This window comes from Variovorax paradoxus (assembly GCF_030815855.1).
Lineage (GTDB): Bacteria > Pseudomonadota > Gammaproteobacteria > Burkholderiales > Burkholderiaceae_C > Variovorax > Variovorax paradoxus_M.
On record NZ_JAUSXG010000001.1, the window covers coordinates 608,213 to 624,386 of the forward strand.

At 66.5% G+C, this 16,174-nt stretch carries 15 protein-coding genes; 14 read left to right on the top strand and 1 reads right to left on the bottom strand.

What is annotated here, in order from left to right; genetic code table 11:
• Positions 1 to 40: 40 nt before the first annotated feature.
• The 14 genes from QFZ42_RS02900 (at position 41) to QFZ42_RS02965 (ending at position 15,094) form a co-directional block, all read left to right on the top strand.
• A complete protein-coding gene (locus tag QFZ42_RS02900) occupies positions 41 to 610 on the top strand; it encodes a DUF3305 domain-containing protein (RefSeq protein ID WP_307699502.1) in 570 nt (189 codons plus the stop codon).
• Positions 603 to 1,253 (top strand): DUF3306 domain-containing protein, encoded by a 651-nt coding sequence (locus QFZ42_RS02905; protein ID WP_307699503.1) that lies wholly within the window; start codon positions 603 to 605, stop codon positions 1,251 to 1,253. Before QFZ42_RS02900 ends, QFZ42_RS02905 begins: the two co-directional genes overlap by 8 nt.
• A complete protein-coding gene (locus QFZ42_RS02910; protein ID WP_307699504.1) occupies positions 1,177 to 3,315 on the top strand; it encodes a 4Fe-4S dicluster domain-containing protein in 2,139 nt (712 codons plus the stop codon). The genes QFZ42_RS02905 and QFZ42_RS02910 overlap by 77 nt, the downstream gene beginning before the upstream one ends.
• Entirely contained in the window at positions 3,312 to 3,992 is a 681-nt protein-coding gene (locus QFZ42_RS02915) for a TorD/DmsD family molecular chaperone (protein ID WP_307699505.1), read from the top strand. Before QFZ42_RS02910 ends, QFZ42_RS02915 begins: the two co-directional genes overlap by 4 nt.
• 113 nt (positions 3,993 to 4,105) lie before the next feature.
• A complete protein-coding gene (locus tag QFZ42_RS02920; RefSeq protein WP_307699506.1) occupies positions 4,106 to 4,336 on the top strand; it encodes a formate dehydrogenase in 231 nt (76 codons plus the stop codon).
• A 14-nt stretch (positions 4,337 to 4,350) separates the two neighbouring features.
• Entirely contained in the window at positions 4,351 to 7,341 is a 2,991-nt protein-coding gene (locus QFZ42_RS02925; protein ID WP_307699507.1) for a formate dehydrogenase subunit alpha, read from the top strand.
• Between the two features lie 9 nt (positions 7,342 to 7,350).
• Positions 7,351 to 7,974, top strand: coding sequence for a formate dehydrogenase FDH3 subunit beta (gene fdh3B, locus QFZ42_RS02930; RefSeq protein WP_307699508.1), 624 nt, complete (start codon positions 7,351 to 7,353; stop codon positions 7,972 to 7,974).
• Positions 7,971 to 8,225 (top strand): hypothetical protein, encoded by a 255-nt coding sequence (locus QFZ42_RS02935; RefSeq protein WP_307699509.1) that lies wholly within the window; start codon positions 7,971 to 7,973, stop codon positions 8,223 to 8,225. The genes fdh3B and QFZ42_RS02935 overlap by 4 nt, the downstream gene beginning before the upstream one ends.
• A gap of 11 nt (positions 8,226 to 8,236) precedes the next feature.
• Entirely contained in the window at positions 8,237 to 9,460 is a 1,224-nt protein-coding gene (locus tag QFZ42_RS02940; RefSeq protein WP_307699510.1) for a formate dehydrogenase subunit gamma, read from the top strand.
• Positions 9,457 to 9,870, top strand: a complete 414-nt coding sequence (locus QFZ42_RS02945; RefSeq protein ID WP_307699511.1) for a hypothetical protein — start codon at positions 9,457 to 9,459, stop codon at positions 9,868 to 9,870. The genes QFZ42_RS02940 and QFZ42_RS02945 overlap by 4 nt, the downstream gene beginning before the upstream one ends.
• On the top strand, positions 9,867 to 10,742 hold the full coding sequence (locus QFZ42_RS02950) for a formate dehydrogenase accessory sulfurtransferase FdhD (protein WP_307699512.1): 876 nt from the start codon (positions 9,867 to 9,869) through the stop codon (positions 10,740 to 10,742). Before QFZ42_RS02945 ends, QFZ42_RS02950 begins: the two co-directional genes overlap by 4 nt.
• A 70-nt stretch (positions 10,743 to 10,812) precedes the next feature.
• Positions 10,813 to 13,329, top strand: coding sequence for an ABC transporter permease (locus QFZ42_RS02955; RefSeq protein WP_307699513.1), 2,517 nt, complete (start codon positions 10,813 to 10,815; stop codon positions 13,327 to 13,329).
• An 84-nt stretch (positions 13,330 to 13,413) separates the two neighbouring features.
• Positions 13,414 to 14,865, top strand: a complete 1,452-nt coding sequence (locus QFZ42_RS02960; protein WP_307699514.1) for an AAA family ATPase — start codon at positions 13,414 to 13,416, stop codon at positions 14,863 to 14,865.
• A gap of 4 nt (positions 14,866 to 14,869) precedes the next feature.
• Positions 14,870 to 15,094, top strand: coding sequence for a SlyX family protein (locus QFZ42_RS02965; protein ID WP_307699515.1), 225 nt, complete (start codon positions 14,870 to 14,872; stop codon positions 15,092 to 15,094).
• Between the two features lie 401 nt (positions 15,095 to 15,495).
• Here the strand turns inward: QFZ42_RS02965 and trhA are convergent, their stop codons facing one another.
• Positions 15,496 to 16,164: a PAQR family membrane homeostasis protein TrhA gene (trhA, locus tag QFZ42_RS02970; protein ID WP_373423302.1), complete on the bottom strand. Its 669-nt coding sequence runs from the start codon at positions 16,162 to 16,164 to the stop codon at positions 15,496 to 15,498.
• Positions 16,165 to 16,174 lie beyond the last annotated feature (10 nt).

Sequence of the window (16,174 nt, forward strand, 5' to 3'; positions counted from 1 at the left end):
CCGGCCGGCCGCCGCGGATGACCCTCAAACCAGAAGCGCCATGCCGCGGCGCTACGATCGGCGGATGAATCCTTCCATTGACGTTGCCGTCGTGATGCGCCGCGAACGCGTCGACAGCCGCTGGCAATCCTGGCGCTGGATTCTCGAGAGCGTCGCCCCCGACCAGCCCGGTTTCGGCACCGAGCCGCGCCTGCTCGAAACGGGCGAGAGCGCGCAGCGCTGGCTGCATCCGGGCTTCAAGACCGAACTGTTCCGCGACGACGTCGAGGGTTATCACCTGAACGCCACCACACCCGCGCCGTGCTGGTTCGTGCTGTGGCGCATGGAAGAAGAGCCCACCATTGCCGACGAGCCGCTGGCGCGGCCGGTGGTGGTGAGCCTCAGCTACAACGAAGCCGGTCGCTGGCTCGACGCGCAGGAAACGGTCGAGCAGGTGCCCGCGCCCGAAGAGGTGATCGAGTGGATGCGCGACTTCGTGCAGGCGCATTACGTGATCGAGCCCAAGCGCCGCAAGCGGCCCGAGAGTTTCCGCCCGCTTGTCGACCGTTTCGGCAACGCGGCCAGCGTATCGACCGAGAAAAAGCGCGGACGCGGAGCGGGCGATGTCTGAGAATTTCTTCGACCGGTGGTCGCGGCGCAAGAAGGAAGCGCGCGAAGAGGTGCCGCCTCCTCCGGCTGTGGAAGAGGTGGAAAAGCCGGCCGGTGCGCGCGCCGAAACCGCAGCGTCCCTGCCTGCGGCCTACGACCTGATAGCCAGCCTTCCCACCGAAGGGCAGGAAGAAATTCCGCAGCCCACGCTGGCTGACGCCGAGGCACTCACGCCCGAGTCCGACTTCCGCCCCTTCGTTGGCAGGAACGTCGCGCCCGAGGTGAAGAACACCGCCTTCAAGAAGCTTTTTGCCGATCCACAGTTCAACGTGATGGACGGCATGGATACTTACATCGACGACTATTCCCAGTCGACGCCTATTCCGGACAGCGTGCTGCGCCAGATGGCGAGCGCCAAGTTCCTCAAGCTGTTCGAGCACGAGGAAGAAGAGCAGGCGCACAAAATCGAAGAACCCGCGGAAACCCCGCAAGACGACGTGCCGCCGGACGTGGCACAGTCCGAGCCTCCGGAGGATCTCCTCCCCAGCCAGCAGGTTGCAAATGCGCAACCCGCAAGCCAGAAGACCGATGACCACCACGCTGATCTGCGACTGCAACCAGACAATGCCGCTCGAGCCGAAGACGCTCGGCGCGGCGCTGGCTGAGTCGCTGCCCCTTCACTCCACCCTGTGCCGCCGCGAGGCGCCCGCTTTCCAGCGCGCCATCCGGTCGGGCGACGACGTGGTGGTCGCCTGCACGCAGGAGCGCCGGCTGTTCACCGAGCTGGCCGAGCAGACCGAAGGCGCGACTTCGCCGATCCGCTTCGTGAACATTCGCGAAACCGGCGGCTGGAGCCGCGACGCCAAGAATGCCAGCCCCAAGATCGCCGCCTTGCTGGCGCTGGCCCACCTGCCCGAGCCCGATCCGGTCTCGACGGTGAGCTACACGAGCCAGGGCCGGCTCCTGATCGTCGGTCCGCTCGACCAGGCCGAGAAGGCCGCGGCGCTGGTGGCGGATTCGCTGCAGGTCTCCATCTTTTCCACCGGTCCGGGCGCCACAGGCGGCGGGCAGGAACGCCGCTGGCCCGTGATGGCGGGGCGCGTCGAATCGCTCAAAGGCTGGCTCGGTGCGTTCTCGCTGCGGTGGACGCGCGACAACGCCATCGACCTCGACCTGTGTACGCGCTGCAACGCCTGCATCGCTGCCTGCCCTGAGCAGGCCATCGGGCTCGACTACCAGATCGACCTCGCGAAGTGCACTTCGCACCGCGACTGCGAAAAGGCGTGCAGCGTGGCCGGCGCCATCAACTTCAGCCGCGCGCCCGAGGCACTCGATGCCGAGTTCGACCTGGTGCTCGACCTGGGCGCCAGCGCGCTGATCGACTGGCATGCGCCGCCGCAGGGATATTTCCACCTCGCCGGCGGACTCGCACATGCCGAGGGTCTTTCGACCCTGCTGCGCCTGCGCGAGATGGTGGGCGAGTTCGAGAAGCCCAAGTTCTTCGACTACAAGCAGAAGCTCTGCGCCCACAGCCGCAATGAGGTGGTGGGCTGCAACGCCTGCGTCGAGGTGTGCTCGGCGCACGCCATCTCGAGCGACAAGGAACGCCAGCGCATCGTCGTCAATCCGCAGCTTTGCGTCGGTTGCGGCGCCTGCACCACCGTATGCCCGACCGGCGCGCTGGGCTACACCTATCCGCGCGCGCCCGACCAGGGCCGCAAGCTGCGCACGCTGCTGTCCACCTACACAGGAGCCGGCGGCCGCGATGCCGCGGTGCTGCTGCACAACGAAGAGGGCGGGCAGGCGCTCGTCGAGCAGCTCGGCCGCGCGGCGCAGCTGGGCCGCGGCAAGCGCGATGGCGTGGGCGGCGTGCCTGCGCATGTGCTGCCGGTGGCGCTGATGCATGTCGCGAGCACCGGCATCGATCTCTGGCTCAGTGCCATCGCCTTCGGCGCCTCGCAGGTGGCGGTGCTCTCCACCGGCGAGGAAGCGCCGCAGTACCTCGAGGCGCTGAAGAAGCAGATGGCCGTTGCGCAGGCGCTGCTCACGGGCCTCGGCTACACCGGGACGCATTTCCACCTGATCGAGGCCTCCACCCCAGCCATGCTCGATGCAGCGCTGGCCGGGCTGCGCACCACGCGCCAGCGTGTGCCGGCCACCGCGGCGCGATTTGCTGTCGGCGGCGAGAAGCGCGGCACGCTCGAGATGACGCTCGACCACCTGATGGCGCAGGCGCCCGTGCTATCGGCGCCGTCGAACGATGCCGCCGCACCGCTTGAAATTCCGCTGCCCGCCGGCTCGCCCTTTGGCGCGGTCACCGTCAACAAGGACAGCTGCACGCTGTGCCTGGCCTGCGTGAGCGCCTGCCCCGCCAGCGCGCTGCAGGACAACCAGAACGCGCCGCAGCTGCGCTTCATCGAAAAGAACTGCGTGCAGTGCGGGTTGTGCGAAACCACTTGCCCCGAGAACGCGATTGCGCTGGTGCCGCGCCTGCTCGCCGCGCCCGAGCGCAAGCAGCCCGTGGTGCTCAACGAGGCCAAGCCCTGGGCCTGCATCCGCTGCAGCAAGCCCTTCGGAACGCAGAAAGCCATCGAGGCGATGCTCGGCAAGCTGGCGGGGCACGCCATGTTTCAGGGCGAAGCGCTCGAGCGGCTCAAGATGTGCAGCGACTGCCGGGTGATCGACCTGTACAGCGCGCAGAACGAAATGAAGATCACACAGCTATGAGCCAGTTTCCTCCTGAGCGTAGTGCCGGGCCGCCCCAAACGAGCTCGCACCGCAGTGCGAAGCACGAAGGTTATCCAATCTCCTCGGCGCTCGACGAGGAAATTGCGCGTGCCGAGGTCTACGGCCTGCTCGCGCGCCTCTGGTATGCCGCGCCCGACGCCGAATTGCTCGGCGCCTTCAGCGTGGCGCCCACCGAGGCGCCGGCCGCCGGCGCTTTCCTGGAGGAGCCCTGGCGCCAGCTGGTCGGCGTAGCGCGCGGCACCGATGCGGCCGCGCTGCATGCCGAATACGACGCGCTGTTCGGCGGCATGGGCAAGCCCGAGATCTACCTGTTCGGGTCGCACTACCTGAGCGGTTTTCTCAACGACAAGCCGCTGGCACAACTGCGCACCGACCTGGCGCGGCTGGGGCTCGCGCGGGACGAGGCCGTGTCCGAAAGCGAAGACCATGTGGCCTGCCTGTTCGAGGTGATGCGCTACCTTATTGCCGGTGACGACGCGGAGGTGTCCAACCTCGCGCAGCAGCAGGCCTTTTTCGCCACGCACCTGCAGCCATGGCTGCCGACGCTCTGCGATGCGGTGGCGCAACATCCGAAGGCGCATTTCTATGCGTCGCTGGCTGCTTTTACTTGCGCTTTCGCCGAGATCGAAGTCCAGGGCTTCGACATGCTCGGCTGATTGGGCGTTTCACAGGGAAAGTTCGATTGTGCGAACTAAGGGTCTAGACTAGTATCCAGATGTACAAAGATCAGTTCACATCCGATTTGCCCCCAGCCACTCCTGGAGATCACATGCAGGACAGCCAAGCGGCCGGCACCAAGCCGGCCTCGCGTCGAGGTTTCTTTCTCGGTGCCGCCAGCGCCGGTGCCGCGGTCGCCGCGGTTTCGGTGCTCCCCAAGGTCGCCGAAGCCCCCGCAGCCGCCCTGGCTGCCGCTCCCGCGCTGAAGCCCGCGCCTGAAAACGGCGGCGGCTATTCGCTCAGCGAACACGTCAAGCGCTACTACAAGACCGCTTCGGCCTGAAGCGGACATCCACGATGTTGCTGACCAAGAAAACGACCCCCGCGAACAGTGTCTCGCGGCCAGGGGAACGCGAATCTTCTTCTGCGTTCATTCACAGCCTGCGGCGCGGCCTTTCCGGCGCGCTGCCCACCATGGACCGGCGCGCCTTCCTTCGCCGCTCCGGGCTCGGCGTCGGCGTGGGACTGGCCGCCGGCCAACTCACGCTGATGCGCAAGGCCGAGGCGGCAGGCAACGGACGGCCCGCCGCCATCGGTGCCGGCAAGGTTGAAATCAAGCGGACCGTGTGTTCCCACTGCTCGGTCGGCTGCGCCTCCGATGCGGTGGTCGAGAACGGCGTGTGGGTGCGCCAGGAGCCGGTGTTCGATTCGCCCATCAACCTCGGTGCGCATTGCGCCAAGGGCGCCGCGCTGCGCGAGCACGGCCACGGCGAGTACCGGTTGCGCTATCCGATGAAGCTGGTCAACGGCAAGTACGAGCGCATCAGCTGGGACACGGCGCTCGACGAGATCACCGCCAAGCTGAAGGACCTGCGACAGGCGAGCGGACCCGATTCGGTCTATTGGATCGGCTCCTCCAAGCACAGCAACGAGCAGTCGTACCTGATGCGCAAGTTCGTGAGCTTCTGGGGCAGCAACAACTGCGACCACCAGGCGCGCATCTGCCATTCGACGACCGTTGCGGGCGTGGCGAACACATGGGGCTACGGCGCCATGACCAATTCGTACAACGACATGCGCGGCTCCAAGGTGGCGATGTACATCGGCTCCAACGCCGCCGAGGCGCATCCCGTCAGCATGCTGCACATGCTCCATGCCAAGGAGCACGGCTGCAAGATGATCGTGGTCGATCCGCGTTTCACCCGCACCGCGGCCAAGGCCGACGAGTACGTGCGCATCCGCTCGGGCTCGGACATCGCCTTCCTGTTCGGCATCCTGCACCACATCTTCAAGAATGGCTGGGAAGACAAGCAGTACATCAACGACCGCGTCTTCGGCATGGACAAGGTGCGCGAAGAGGTGCTGGCCAAGTGGACGCCCGACAAGGTCGAGGAGGCCTGCGGCGTGAAAGAGGCGCAGGTGCTCAAGGTAGCGACCTGGCTCAACGAGAACCGCCCCGGCACCGTCGTGTGGTGCATGGGCCAGACGCAGCACACCATCGGCAACGCCATCGTGCGCGCCTCGTGCATCCTGCAGCTTGCGCTCGGCAACGTGGGCAAGTCGGGCGGCGGCACCAACATCTTCCGCGGCCACGACAACGTGCAGGGCGCCACCGACGTGGGCCCGAACCCCGACTCGCTGCCCGGCTACTACGGCATCGTCGAAGGCTCGTGGAAGCACTTTGCGGCCACGTGGGGCGTCGACTACGAATGGATCAAGGGCCGCTTCGCATCGCCCGCGATGATGAGCAAGCCCGGCATCACCGTGTCGCGCTGGATCGACGGCGTGCTCGAGAAGAACGAGCTGATCGACCAGGACTCGAACCTGCGCGGCGTGTTCTATTGGGGCCATGCGCCCAACTCGCAGACGCGCGGCCTCGAGATGAAGCGCGCCATGGACAAGCTCGACCTGCTCGTGGTGGTCGACCCGTACCCGTCGGCCACGGCGGCCATGGCGGCCATGCCCGGCAACCCGGACGACCTCAACAAGAACCGCGCCGTCTACCTGCTGCCCGCGTGCACGCAGTTCGAAACCAGCGGTTCCGTCACGGCGTCGAACCGCTCGCTCCAATGGCGCGAAAAAGTGATCGAGCCGCTGTGGGAAAGCCGCAGCGACCACATGATCATGCAGCAGTTCGCCGATCGCCTGGGCTTCGGCAAGGAGCTCAGCAAGAACTTCAAGATGCAGAAGGTCAAGGGCATGGACGAGCCCGTGCCCGACGACATCCTGCGCGAAATCAACAAGACCTGCTGGGCCGTCGGCTACACCGGCCAGAGCCCCGAGCGCCTGCAGGCGCACATGCGCAACATGGGCGCCTTCGACGTGCGAACGCTCAAGGTGAAGGCCGGCGTGAAGGACAAGGTCAACGGCTACGACCTCACGGGCGACTACTTCGGCCTGCCGTGGCCCTGCTACGGCACGCCCGAGCTCAAGCACCCGGGCTCGCCCAACCTGTACGACACGTCCAAGCACGTGATGGAAGGCGGCGGCAATTTCCGCGCGAACTTCGGCGTGGAGCGCGACGGCAAGAACCTGCTGGCCGAGGACGGCTCGCATTCGGTCGGCGCCGATATCACCACCGGCTACCCCGAGCTCGACCACGTGCTGCTCAAGAAGCTGGGCTGGTGGGACGAGCTCACCGAGGCCGAGAAACCGAAGGCCGAGGGCAAGAACTGGAAGACCGACAGCTCGGGCGGCATGATCCGCGTGTTCATGAAGAACCACGGCTGCCATCCCTTCGGCAATGCCAAGGCGCGTGCGCTGGTCTGGAACTTCCCGGACGCGATTCCGCAGCACCGCGAACCGCTGTACGGCAACCGGCCGGACCTGATGGCCAAGTACCCGACGCACGACGACAAGATGGCGTTCTGGCGCCTGCCCACGCTCTACAAGAGCGTGCAGCAGAAGAACATCGCCGACAAGGTGGCCGAAAAATTCCCGTACGTGATGACCTCGGGCCGGCTGGTCGAATACGAAGGCGGCGGCGAGGAAACCCGTTCGAATCCCTGGCTCGCGGAACTGCAGCAGGAGATGTTCGTCGAGATCAACCCCAAGGTCGCGGCCGAGAAGGGCATTCGCAACGGCGAGCGCGCCTGGGTGCACACGCCCACGGGCGCAAAGCTCAACGTGCAGGCCCTGGTCACCGAGCGTGTCGGGCCCGACACGGTCTTCATGCCGTTCCACTTCTCGGGCCACTGGCAGGGCGTCGACATGCTCGGCTACTACCCAGCCGGCGCGGCCCCCGTGGTGCGCGGCGAGGCCATCAACACCGGCACCACCTACGGATACGACAGCGTGACCATGATGCAAGAGACCAAGACCACGGTCTGCAATGTGGAAAAGGCATAAGGAAGCACCATGGCACGAATGAAATTTGTCTGCGACTCGGAACGCTGCATCGAATGCAACGGCTGCGTCACGGCCTGCAAGAACGAGAACGAGGTGCCGTGGGGCGTGAACCGCCGCCGCGTGGTCACGCTGAACGACGGGGTGCCGGGCGAAAAGTCGATCTCGGTGGCCTGCATGCATTGCTCCGATGCGCCCTGCATGGCGGTGTGCCCGGTGCAATGCTTCTACCGCACCGACGAAGGCGTGGTGCTGCACGACAAGGACGTGTGCATCGGCTGCGGCTACTGCTCGTATGCCTGCCCGTTCGGCGCGCCGCAGTTTCCGTCGCAGGGCACCTTCGGCGTGCGCGGCAAGATGGACAAGTGCACCTTCTGCGCCGGCGGCCCCGAGGCCAACGGCTCCGAAGCCGAATTTGAAAAGTACGGCCGCAACCGGCTCGCCGAGGGCAAGCTTCCGGCCTGCGCCGAGATGTGCTCGACCAAGGCGCTGCTCGCTGGTGACGGCGACGTGGTGGCCGACATCTTCCGCACCCGCGTCGTCCAGCGCGGCAAGGGTGCCGAAGTCTGGGGCTGGGGCACAGCCTACGGCTCGCAGCAAGCCGGCACACCGCCGGCCGGTGGGGTGCAAAAGTGAAGCGGCAGGGCCTCGTCGTTCTGGGCGTTGCGCTGGTCGCCACGTGTCTCGCGGCCTGCGGCGAGAAGCCGCAGACCAACGCGCAGGGCGTGAAGCACGACGCCGTTCCCTGGAGCGGCACCGGCAGCAAGGAGAACGCCGGCACGGTGTTCACCGCGCCGGACTGGAAGGTCGGCGACAAGACCGCCTGGCAGCAGCAGCTCAAGACCCGCACGCAAAACGGGCAGAACGAATACAACAAAGAGAACTGAACGGAGAGCCAATGAAGCAAGCGCTGACCGCTCTCGTTCTTTCCGCCGCGCTGGGTTCGGTGTTCGCGCAGGCGCAGCCGCCGGCCGCGCCGGGAACGACAGCCGCACCCGCGGCGCCGTCTGTCGCGGCCAAGCCGGAAGCTGCCGCGGGCGGCATCCGCAGCCAGAACATCTTCGAGGTCAGGCCCGAAGCGAGCGCAGACCCCAACTATCCGAACCAGACCAATGGCGAGCGCATGAAGGTGCAGCCCGGCAACAATGCGCCGATGTGGCGCCAGGTGGGGCAGGGCGCGACCGGTTACAGCAGCCTGCCGAAAAGCCAGGCGCCCGAGGCCGGCAACCTGATCCAGCCGTTCGTGCAGTACCCCGGTTCGCGCTTCACCAATGCCGGCGAAGCCTGGCGCCAGGTGCGCAACGATTGGATCATTCCCTACGGCGCCGCGCTGCTGTTCGTCACGCTGCTGGCGCTGGCCATCTTCTATTTCACGCGCGGGCCCATCCGGCTGCACGGCCAGGAAACCGGCCGCAAGATCGAGCGCTTCACGCCGTTCGAGCGGGCCGCGCACTGGTCGAACGCCATTGCGTTCGTCACGCTCGCCATTTCCGGCATCGTGATGGCGTTCGGCAAGTTCTTCCTGATGCCGTGGATGGGCGCGACGCTCTTCGGCTGGATTGCCTACGCGCTCAAGAATGTCCATAACTTCGTTGGCCCGCTGTTCGTGGTGACGACGGTGTTCATGGTGTTCACGTTCATTCGCGACAACATTCCGCGCGCAATGGACCTGAAATGGCTGGTGCGTTTTGGCGGCCTCTTCGGCGGCAAGGAAGTGCCGTCGCACCGCTTCAATGCAGGCGAGAAGCTGGTGTTCTGGGGCGGCGTGCTGTTTCTCGGGCTCTTCGTCATCGGCTCGGGGCTCTTCCTCGACAAGCTGCTGCCGGGCTTCGTCTACACGCGCGGCGAGATGCAGGTGGCGCAGATGGTCCACGGCGTTGCAACGTTGCTGATGATGGCGATGATCCTGGGCCACATCTACATCGGCACGCTGGGCATGACGGGCGCCTACAAGGCCATGCGCACCGGCTACGTCGACGAGACCTGGGCCAAGGAACACCACGAACTCTGGTACGACGACATTGCCGCGGGCAAGATTCCCGCGCAGCGCACGGTTCCGGCCGATGCGTCGGCACCTGTCGCAGTGCGGGCGCCGCAGCCTGCTGAAGGAACGTCCTCATGAAGAAGCTGTCTGTGTCGTTGAAACTTTTCGCGCTGGTGCTCGCGCTGGCCGCACCCATTGCATGGGCCAAGCTGCCGCCCCCGTCCGCCACGCCCGAAGCCAAGGCCAAGGCCGCCGAAACCGCCGCCAAGACCGCCTGGAGCGGCAAGGTCGATGCATACAAGCTCTGCCTGGCGCAGGACCGCGTGGCTGCGAAGTACCGCGCAAGCGCGGCCGCGGCAGGCAAGCCGGTGGCTACGGACGCTGCAACGCCGCCTTGCGCCGATCCGGGGCCCTTCGCCTTTACGCCGCCGACAGAAACCAAACCGCTCGAGGTGTCGGGCGCGCATTCGCCGGCCCCCACGGCGGCGTCGCCACCCAGCACCATTCAGCCGGCCGCCACCGTCAATCCCACGCCCAAGGCGCAGTGACCACGCGTTTGCAGGTGCTGCCGCTTCCGCGTCTCACCGAGGCCCGCGCCGCGCTCACGCGGGAGGTCGAGGTCGTCGACGAGCATGGCGCGCATGGCACGGTTTCCATTCCGGCCGAGCGCGATCTCACGGTGTATGTGGACCGGCGCGAGCTGGTCACGCTGATGACGCTCGGCGCCCAGCCCGAACTGCTGGTGCTGGGTTACCTGCTGAACCAGCGGCTGATCGAAACGGCCAGCGACGTCGAATCGGTCACGGTCGACTGGGAAGTGGGCGCCGCCGCCGTCAAGACGCACGCCGGCATCGACCGCATCGAAGAGCGAACCGCCAAGAAGGTGGTGACCACCGGCTGCGGCCAGGGCAGCGTGTTCGGCGACCTGATGGCCGACATCGACAGTCTTGAGTTGCCGCCCACGCGCATGACGCAGGCGCAGCTCTACGCGCTGGTCAACGCGATCCGGCTCCAGGAGAGCACCTACAAGTCGGCCGGTTCGGTGCACGGCTGCGCGCTGTTCACGCTCGAGCCCGGCGGCACCGAAGCCACGATGCACTGCTTCGTCGAAGACGTGGGCCGCCACAACGCCATCGACACCATTGCGGGCTGGTGCGCCATGCAGCCGCCGGCCACGCTGGCAGGCGACCGGGTTTTCTACACCACGGGCCGGCTCACGAGCGAGATGGTGATCAAGTCGGCGCAGATGGGCGTGCCCATCGTGGTTTCGCGCAGCGGCATCACGCAGATGGGCCACGAGGTGGCCACGCGCGTCGGGCTGTGCGCCATCGGCCGGGCGACCAACCGGCACTTCGTCTGCTATGCGGGCGTCGATCGGCTGGTGCTGCAGCCGGAACTCGCACGCCGCAGTCCGGCCTGAGGGCTGTTCCCCTCCTCGCGCTAAGCCCCTGAAAGGCGCCGGCGCGCGCGCGTCGGCTATCGTCTCGCCCATGAATGCCTCCCTTCGCCTTGGCTGGCGCACCCTCTGGCGCGATTTGCGTGCCGGCGAACTGCGCCTCTTGATCGTTGCCGTGCTGCTGGCCGTGGCCGCGCTCACGGCCGTCGGCTTCTTCGCCGACCGATTGCAGGGCGGCCTGCAGCGCGATGCGCGGCAGCTGCTCGGCGGCGACGCGGTGATCGTGAGCGACAACCCCACGCCCGAAGTCTTCATTGCGCAGGCTCGCGCGTTCGGACTCCAGGGCAGCGGTACCTACGGCTTCCCGACCATGGCGCGCGCCGACGACGCCCAGGGCGGCGCCAGCAAGCTGGTGGCACTCAAGGCCGTGGCCGCGGGCTACCCGTTGCGCGGCAACCTGCAAACCGCGAACGCCCCCGATGCACCCGGCACCCTCACACGCGACATTCCGCCCGCGGGCGAAGTGTGGGTCGATGCCTCGCTGCTCGACTCGCTCGCGCTCAAGGTGGGCGACATGCTTCTTCTTGGCGACACCGGTTTGCGCATCGGCCGCGTGATCACGCTCGAGCCCGACCGGGGCGCAGGCTTCATGAGTTTTTCGCCGCGCGTGATGCTCAACCAGGCCGACGTGCCGCGCACCGGCCTCGTGCAGCCCGCGAGCCGTGTCGGGTACCGCTATGCGGTGGCCGGCGAAAACGCAGCCGTCAAGCGTTTCTCCGACTGGGCCGAGGCCACGATCAAGAAGAGCGAACTGCGCGGCGTGCGGCTCGACTCCTTCGAAGGCGGGCGCCCCGAAATGCGCCAGACGCTGGACCGTGCCGAAAAATTCCTGAGCCTGGTCGCGCTGCTCGCGGCGCTGCTGTCGGCCGTAGCCGTGGCGCTGGCCGCACGCGGCTTCGCGGCCAGCCATCTCGACGACTGCGCCATGCTGCGCGTGCTCGGCCAGAGCCAGCGCACCATCGCGATGGCCTACTCGTTCGAATTCGCCGTCGTCGGCGTCGTGGCCAGCAGCCTCGGCGTGGCAATCGGCTTTGCCGTGCACTACGTGTTCGTGGTGCTGCTTGCCGGGCTGGTCGAAACGGCGCTGCCCGCCGCCACCTTGTGGCCCGTGGCGTTCGGCCTGGGCATGGGGCTCACGCTGCTGTTCGCCTTCGGCCTGCCGCCCGTGCTTCAACTGGCCAAGGTGCCTCCGCTGCGCGTGATCCGGCGCGACGTCGGCGGGCTCAAGCCCGCGTCGCTCGCGGTGCTGGGCATCGGCGTGGCCGGCTTCGCGGCCTTGCTGATCGCGGCCAGCAGCGACTTGAAGCTGGGCCTGATCGCCGTCGGCGGCTTTGCAGGCGCCGTGGCCGTGTTCGCGCTGCTGAGTTGGCTCGCGGTGAAGGTGCTGCGCCGCAGCGTCAATGAAACCACCGCGCCGCGCTGGCTGGTGCTGGCCACGCGCCAGATCTCGGCGCGACCGGCCTATGCCGTGGTGCAGGTCAGCGCACTGGCCGTGGGCCTGCTTGCACTGGTGCTGCTGGTGCTGCTGCGCACCGACCTCGTCGCGAGCTGGCGCAAGGCCACGCCGCCCGATGCGCCGAACCGTTTCGTGATCAACGTCATGCCCGACCAGAGCACCGCGTTCCAGAAGTCATTGCGCGATGCCGGCGTGAAGAAGTTCGACTGGTACCCGATGATTCGCGGCCGCCTGGTGGCCGTCAACGACAAGCCCGTGTCGCCCGACGACTACATCGAAGACCGCGCCAAGCGCCTGGTGGACCGCGAGTTCAACCTCAGCAACAGCGTGGAAGCGCCGGCACACAACAGCATCGTGGCGGGTGCATGGAAGCCCGATGCACCCGGCGAGGTGAGCGTGGAGGAAGGCTTGGCCGAAACGCTCGGCCTCAAGCTCGGCGACGTGCTGCGCTTCGACATCGGCGGCATGCAGAACGACGCGCGCATCACCTCGTTGCGCAAGGTCGACTGGGGTTCGATGCATGCGAACTTCTTCGTGATGTACACCGTGGCCGCATTGCCCGATGTACCGGTGACCTACATGGGCGCCTTCCGCGCGCCCGAAACCCGGGGCTTCGACAACGCGCTGGTGCGCAGCTACCCCAACGTGACCAACGTCGACATGAGCGCCACCATCAACCAGGTGCAGCGCGTGCTCGACCAGGTGATCCGCGCGGTCGAGTTCCTGTTCGGCTTCACGCTCGCGGCGGGGTTGGTGGTGCTGTTTGCCGCCGTCACCGCCACGCGCGAAGAGCGTGCGCGCGAATTCGCCGTGATGCGCGCCGTGGGTGCGCGCGCCAGCCTGCTGCGCCAGGTGCAGCGCGCCGAACTGGCCGGTGTCGGCCTGCTCGCCGGCTTCCTCGCGAGCATCGTGGCATCGGTCATCGGCTGGGGCCTGGCGCGCTACGTGTTCGACTTCACCTGGACCGCATCGCCCGTGGTGCCGATCGCAGGGGCGCTCGCGGGCGCGGTCTTGGCGCTGGCCGCAGGATGGTGGGGCTTGCGCGACGTGCTGCGCAGGCCGGTGGTGGACACGCTGCGGCGCGCGGCCGAGTAGATTTTTCTTCCGGGATGGGCGGGAAGGGCCTGGGAATGCAATACATTCCCCGGCCCTGCATTCATTCGATGAGAACCCCCCTCCATGCGCTTGGCGTCATTCCAGATCACCAACTTTCGCTCGATCAACGACAGCGGCTCCATCGATTCCACGCAGCTCACGGCGATCCTCGGCCGCAACGACAGCGGCAAGTCGAACCTGCTGCGCGCGCTGCACAGCCTGAACCCCGCCGAAGGCATTGCCGAGCTCAGCCCGATCAAGGATTTTCCGCGGCACCGCCGCCTCGAAGAGTGCCAAGCCGACACACCGGTCGTTGCGACACGCTGGGCCCTCGACGACAGCGAGCGTGCCGAATTGGTGGAGATGCTTCCGCGCGCGGCCAACGTGCGCCACTTCACCGCGGGCCGGGGCTACGGCACCGCACGCTGGACGGGGCTCGAAGGCCTGGCGGAGCTGTCGCTCGATGTGTCCGACATCAAGGGCAAGGTCCGCAAGATCGTGCCCGCGGTGAAGGCCGCGGCCGAGAAAGTCGCCGAGGAAGCAAGGGCCACGCTCGAGCAGGAGGCCGAGGCCTTCGACGCCGCAATGATCCTGAGCCCCGACTACATCCGGTGGTCGGAAGGCGCGGTCGAGGCCCTGCAAACCCTGCGCAAGGCGCTGGCGGTTGCGCAGGCCGAGCTCAGCGACAAGCAGGAGCAGATGCTGGTCGAACTGGAGGACATGGCCCGCGCGATTGCCAACGACACGCCGGCGCTTGCGAAGGCGAAGCAGTGGGTGCTCGAAAAGCTGCCTCGCTTCATCTACGTGGACGAATATCCGTCGCTGCCAGGCCGCCAGAACACTGCCGACTACCTGGTGCGCAAGGGCTGGGGCCAGGCGGCGCCTGAGCAGCAGGGCTTCGAAAAGCTGTGCAAGGTGGCGGGGCTCGATCCGCAGCAACTGCAAGACTTGCTCGACAAGAACGACCTGGCCACACGCAACCAGCTCGTCAACCGCGCGGGCGCCGTCGTCACTTCCGAAATCCGCCGGCTCTGGAAGGACCGTGAACTCAAGGTGCGCTTCAACGTCGACGGGCCGTACATGGACACGCTGGTGTCCGACGCCGGCGACACCTATGAGGTGGAAGTGAACCTCGACGAGCGCAGCCGTGGCTTCCAGTGGTTCTTCTCGTTCTACATCACCTTCTTTGCGGACACGAAGGGCGGCCGTGCAGGCGATGCCATCCTGTTGCTGGACGAGCCCGGACTTCACTTGCATGCGCGCTCGCAGGCCGACTTGCTCGCGCACTTCGAGCGGGACTTCGGCAACCAGATCATCTACACCACGCACTCGCCGTTCATGGTGCCGGTTCATCGGCCCGATGCAGTGCGCACGGCCAGCATGGGGTCGTCAACGGGCACCATCGTGAGCAACAAGGCAGAGGGGGATGCGCGCACGCTGTATCCCTTGAAGGCCGCGCTCATGCTGAGCCGTATGGCGAACGAGGCCACCACACCGGTCGAGGAAAGCGCTGTTGCGGCGGTTCCTGTCCAATAGAGGCATGGAACACTTATCGGACGACATTGCAGAGCGGCTGACCGAACTCGAGATCAAGTCGAGCTATGCCGAGGACCTGCTGGAGCAATTGAACATGACGATCTACCGGCAACAGCAGCAGATCGACAGCCTGATCTTGCAGGTCACACAGCTGAAACAGCAGAGCCAGAACGCGGGGCAGGAAGGGGCAGCGCGCAACCTACGGGACGAGCTGCCGCCGCATTACTGAGAGCCTTGTCTACGGTCGGTTTCTATTCGGTGCGCTGTCATTCAGGGCGGCGCTCCCGCCGACGGGGTACCTTGCTCCGCGAATGTCCTCCGGCCTGCGGCCTCCCCCTTGCTTTCGCTGCGCAAGGCACCCCATCAGCGTGATCGTTATTCAGAGCGGTCGTCGATCGCACGGATCAAGCGCAGCGCCCGGTGTGCACAGGGCATCGGGTGCTCCCCGCAGCGAAATAAAGGAGGAGGCGAAGCCGGGGGACATTCGCGGAGGGGAGTACCCGGTGGCCTGTGCACGCGCCCTGAACAACAGCGCCCTGAACAACAGCGCCCTGAACAACAGCGCCCTGAACAACAGCGCCCTGAACAACAGCGCCCTGAACAACAGCGCCCGCTCAGCTCCCAACAGGATCACCCGTGCGAGTGCCAAAGCACTGCGAAGAAGTGGCAGGTGCTGCCGGCCAGCACGAACAGGTGCCACACCGAATGTGCAAAGCGCACCTTGTTGTCGAACAGGAAGACCACCGCACCGGCGGTATAGAACAATCCACCGGCCACCAGCCAGCCCAGCCCCGCCGGTGACATGCGTTCGTACAGCGGTACCGCCGCCATCAACGCCATCCAGCCCATCGCCACATAGAGCCCGGTCGACCACAGCGGGTGCCGAAGCCGGTTGAACAGCTTGGCGCCCACCCCCAACACCGCCGCAGCGCAGAGGGCGCCGAACAGCGTCCAGCCCCAGGGGCCGCGCAGCACGCCGAAGAGAAACGGCATGTAGCTGCCCGCGATGAACAGGTAGATGGCTGCGTGGTCGAGCCGGTTGAACCACGCCTTGGCTCTGCCGACGGGCAACGCGTGATACAGCGTGGAGATCAGGTACAGCACGATGGCTGTGCCCGCAAAAAGCGATGCACCGACGATGCTGGCGGCCTGCCCCTTCTGGGAGGCGCTGTAGACCAGGATCGGCAGCGAGGCAATGGCCAGTAGCAGGCCGAGGCCGTGGCTCAGTGCGTTGAAGATCTCTTCCAGCGCAGTCTGGTTACGGACCGCCGCTGACGTGGACTTGTTCGGATTCGTCATGCTGCTCATT

Bases quoted from the DNA above. Each gene is read 5' to 3' on its own strand.
- QFZ42_RS02900 (WP_307699502.1), top strand. From the start codon at position 41: ATGCCGCGGCGCTACGATCGGCGGATGAATCCTTCCATTGACGTTGCC.
- QFZ42_RS02905 (WP_307699503.1), top strand. From the start codon at position 603: ATGTCTGAGAATTTCTTCGACCGGTGGTCGCGGCGCAAGAAGGAAGCG.
- QFZ42_RS02910 (WP_307699504.1), top strand. From the start codon at position 1,177: ATGACCACCACGCTGATCTGCGACTGCAACCAGACAATGCCGCTCGAG.
- QFZ42_RS02915 (WP_307699505.1), top strand. From the start codon at position 3,312: ATGAGCCAGTTTCCTCCTGAGCGTAGTGCCGGGCCGCCCCAAACGAGC.
- QFZ42_RS02920 (WP_307699506.1), top strand. From the start codon at position 4,106: ATGCAGGACAGCCAAGCGGCCGGCACCAAGCCGGCCTCGCGTCGAGGT.
- QFZ42_RS02925 (WP_307699507.1), top strand. From the start codon at position 4,351: ATGTTGCTGACCAAGAAAACGACCCCCGCGAACAGTGTCTCGCGGCCA.
- fdh3B (WP_307699508.1), top strand. From the start codon at position 7,351: ATGGCACGAATGAAATTTGTCTGCGACTCGGAACGCTGCATCGAATGC.
- QFZ42_RS02940 (WP_307699510.1), top strand. From the start codon at position 8,237: ATGAAGCAAGCGCTGACCGCTCTCGTTCTTTCCGCCGCGCTGGGTTCG.
- QFZ42_RS02945 (WP_307699511.1), top strand. From the start codon at position 9,457: ATGAAGAAGCTGTCTGTGTCGTTGAAACTTTTCGCGCTGGTGCTCGCG.
- QFZ42_RS02955 (WP_307699513.1), top strand. From the start codon at position 10,813: ATGAATGCCTCCCTTCGCCTTGGCTGGCGCACCCTCTGGCGCGATTTG.
- QFZ42_RS02960 (WP_307699514.1), top strand. From the start codon at position 13,414: ATGCGCTTGGCGTCATTCCAGATCACCAACTTTCGCTCGATCAACGAC.
- QFZ42_RS02965 (WP_307699515.1), top strand. From the start codon at position 14,870: ATGGAACACTTATCGGACGACATTGCAGAGCGGCTGACCGAACTCGAG.
- trhA (WP_373423302.1), bottom strand. From the start codon at position 16,164: ATGACGAATCCGAACAAGTCCACGTCAGCGGCGGTCCGTAACCAGACT.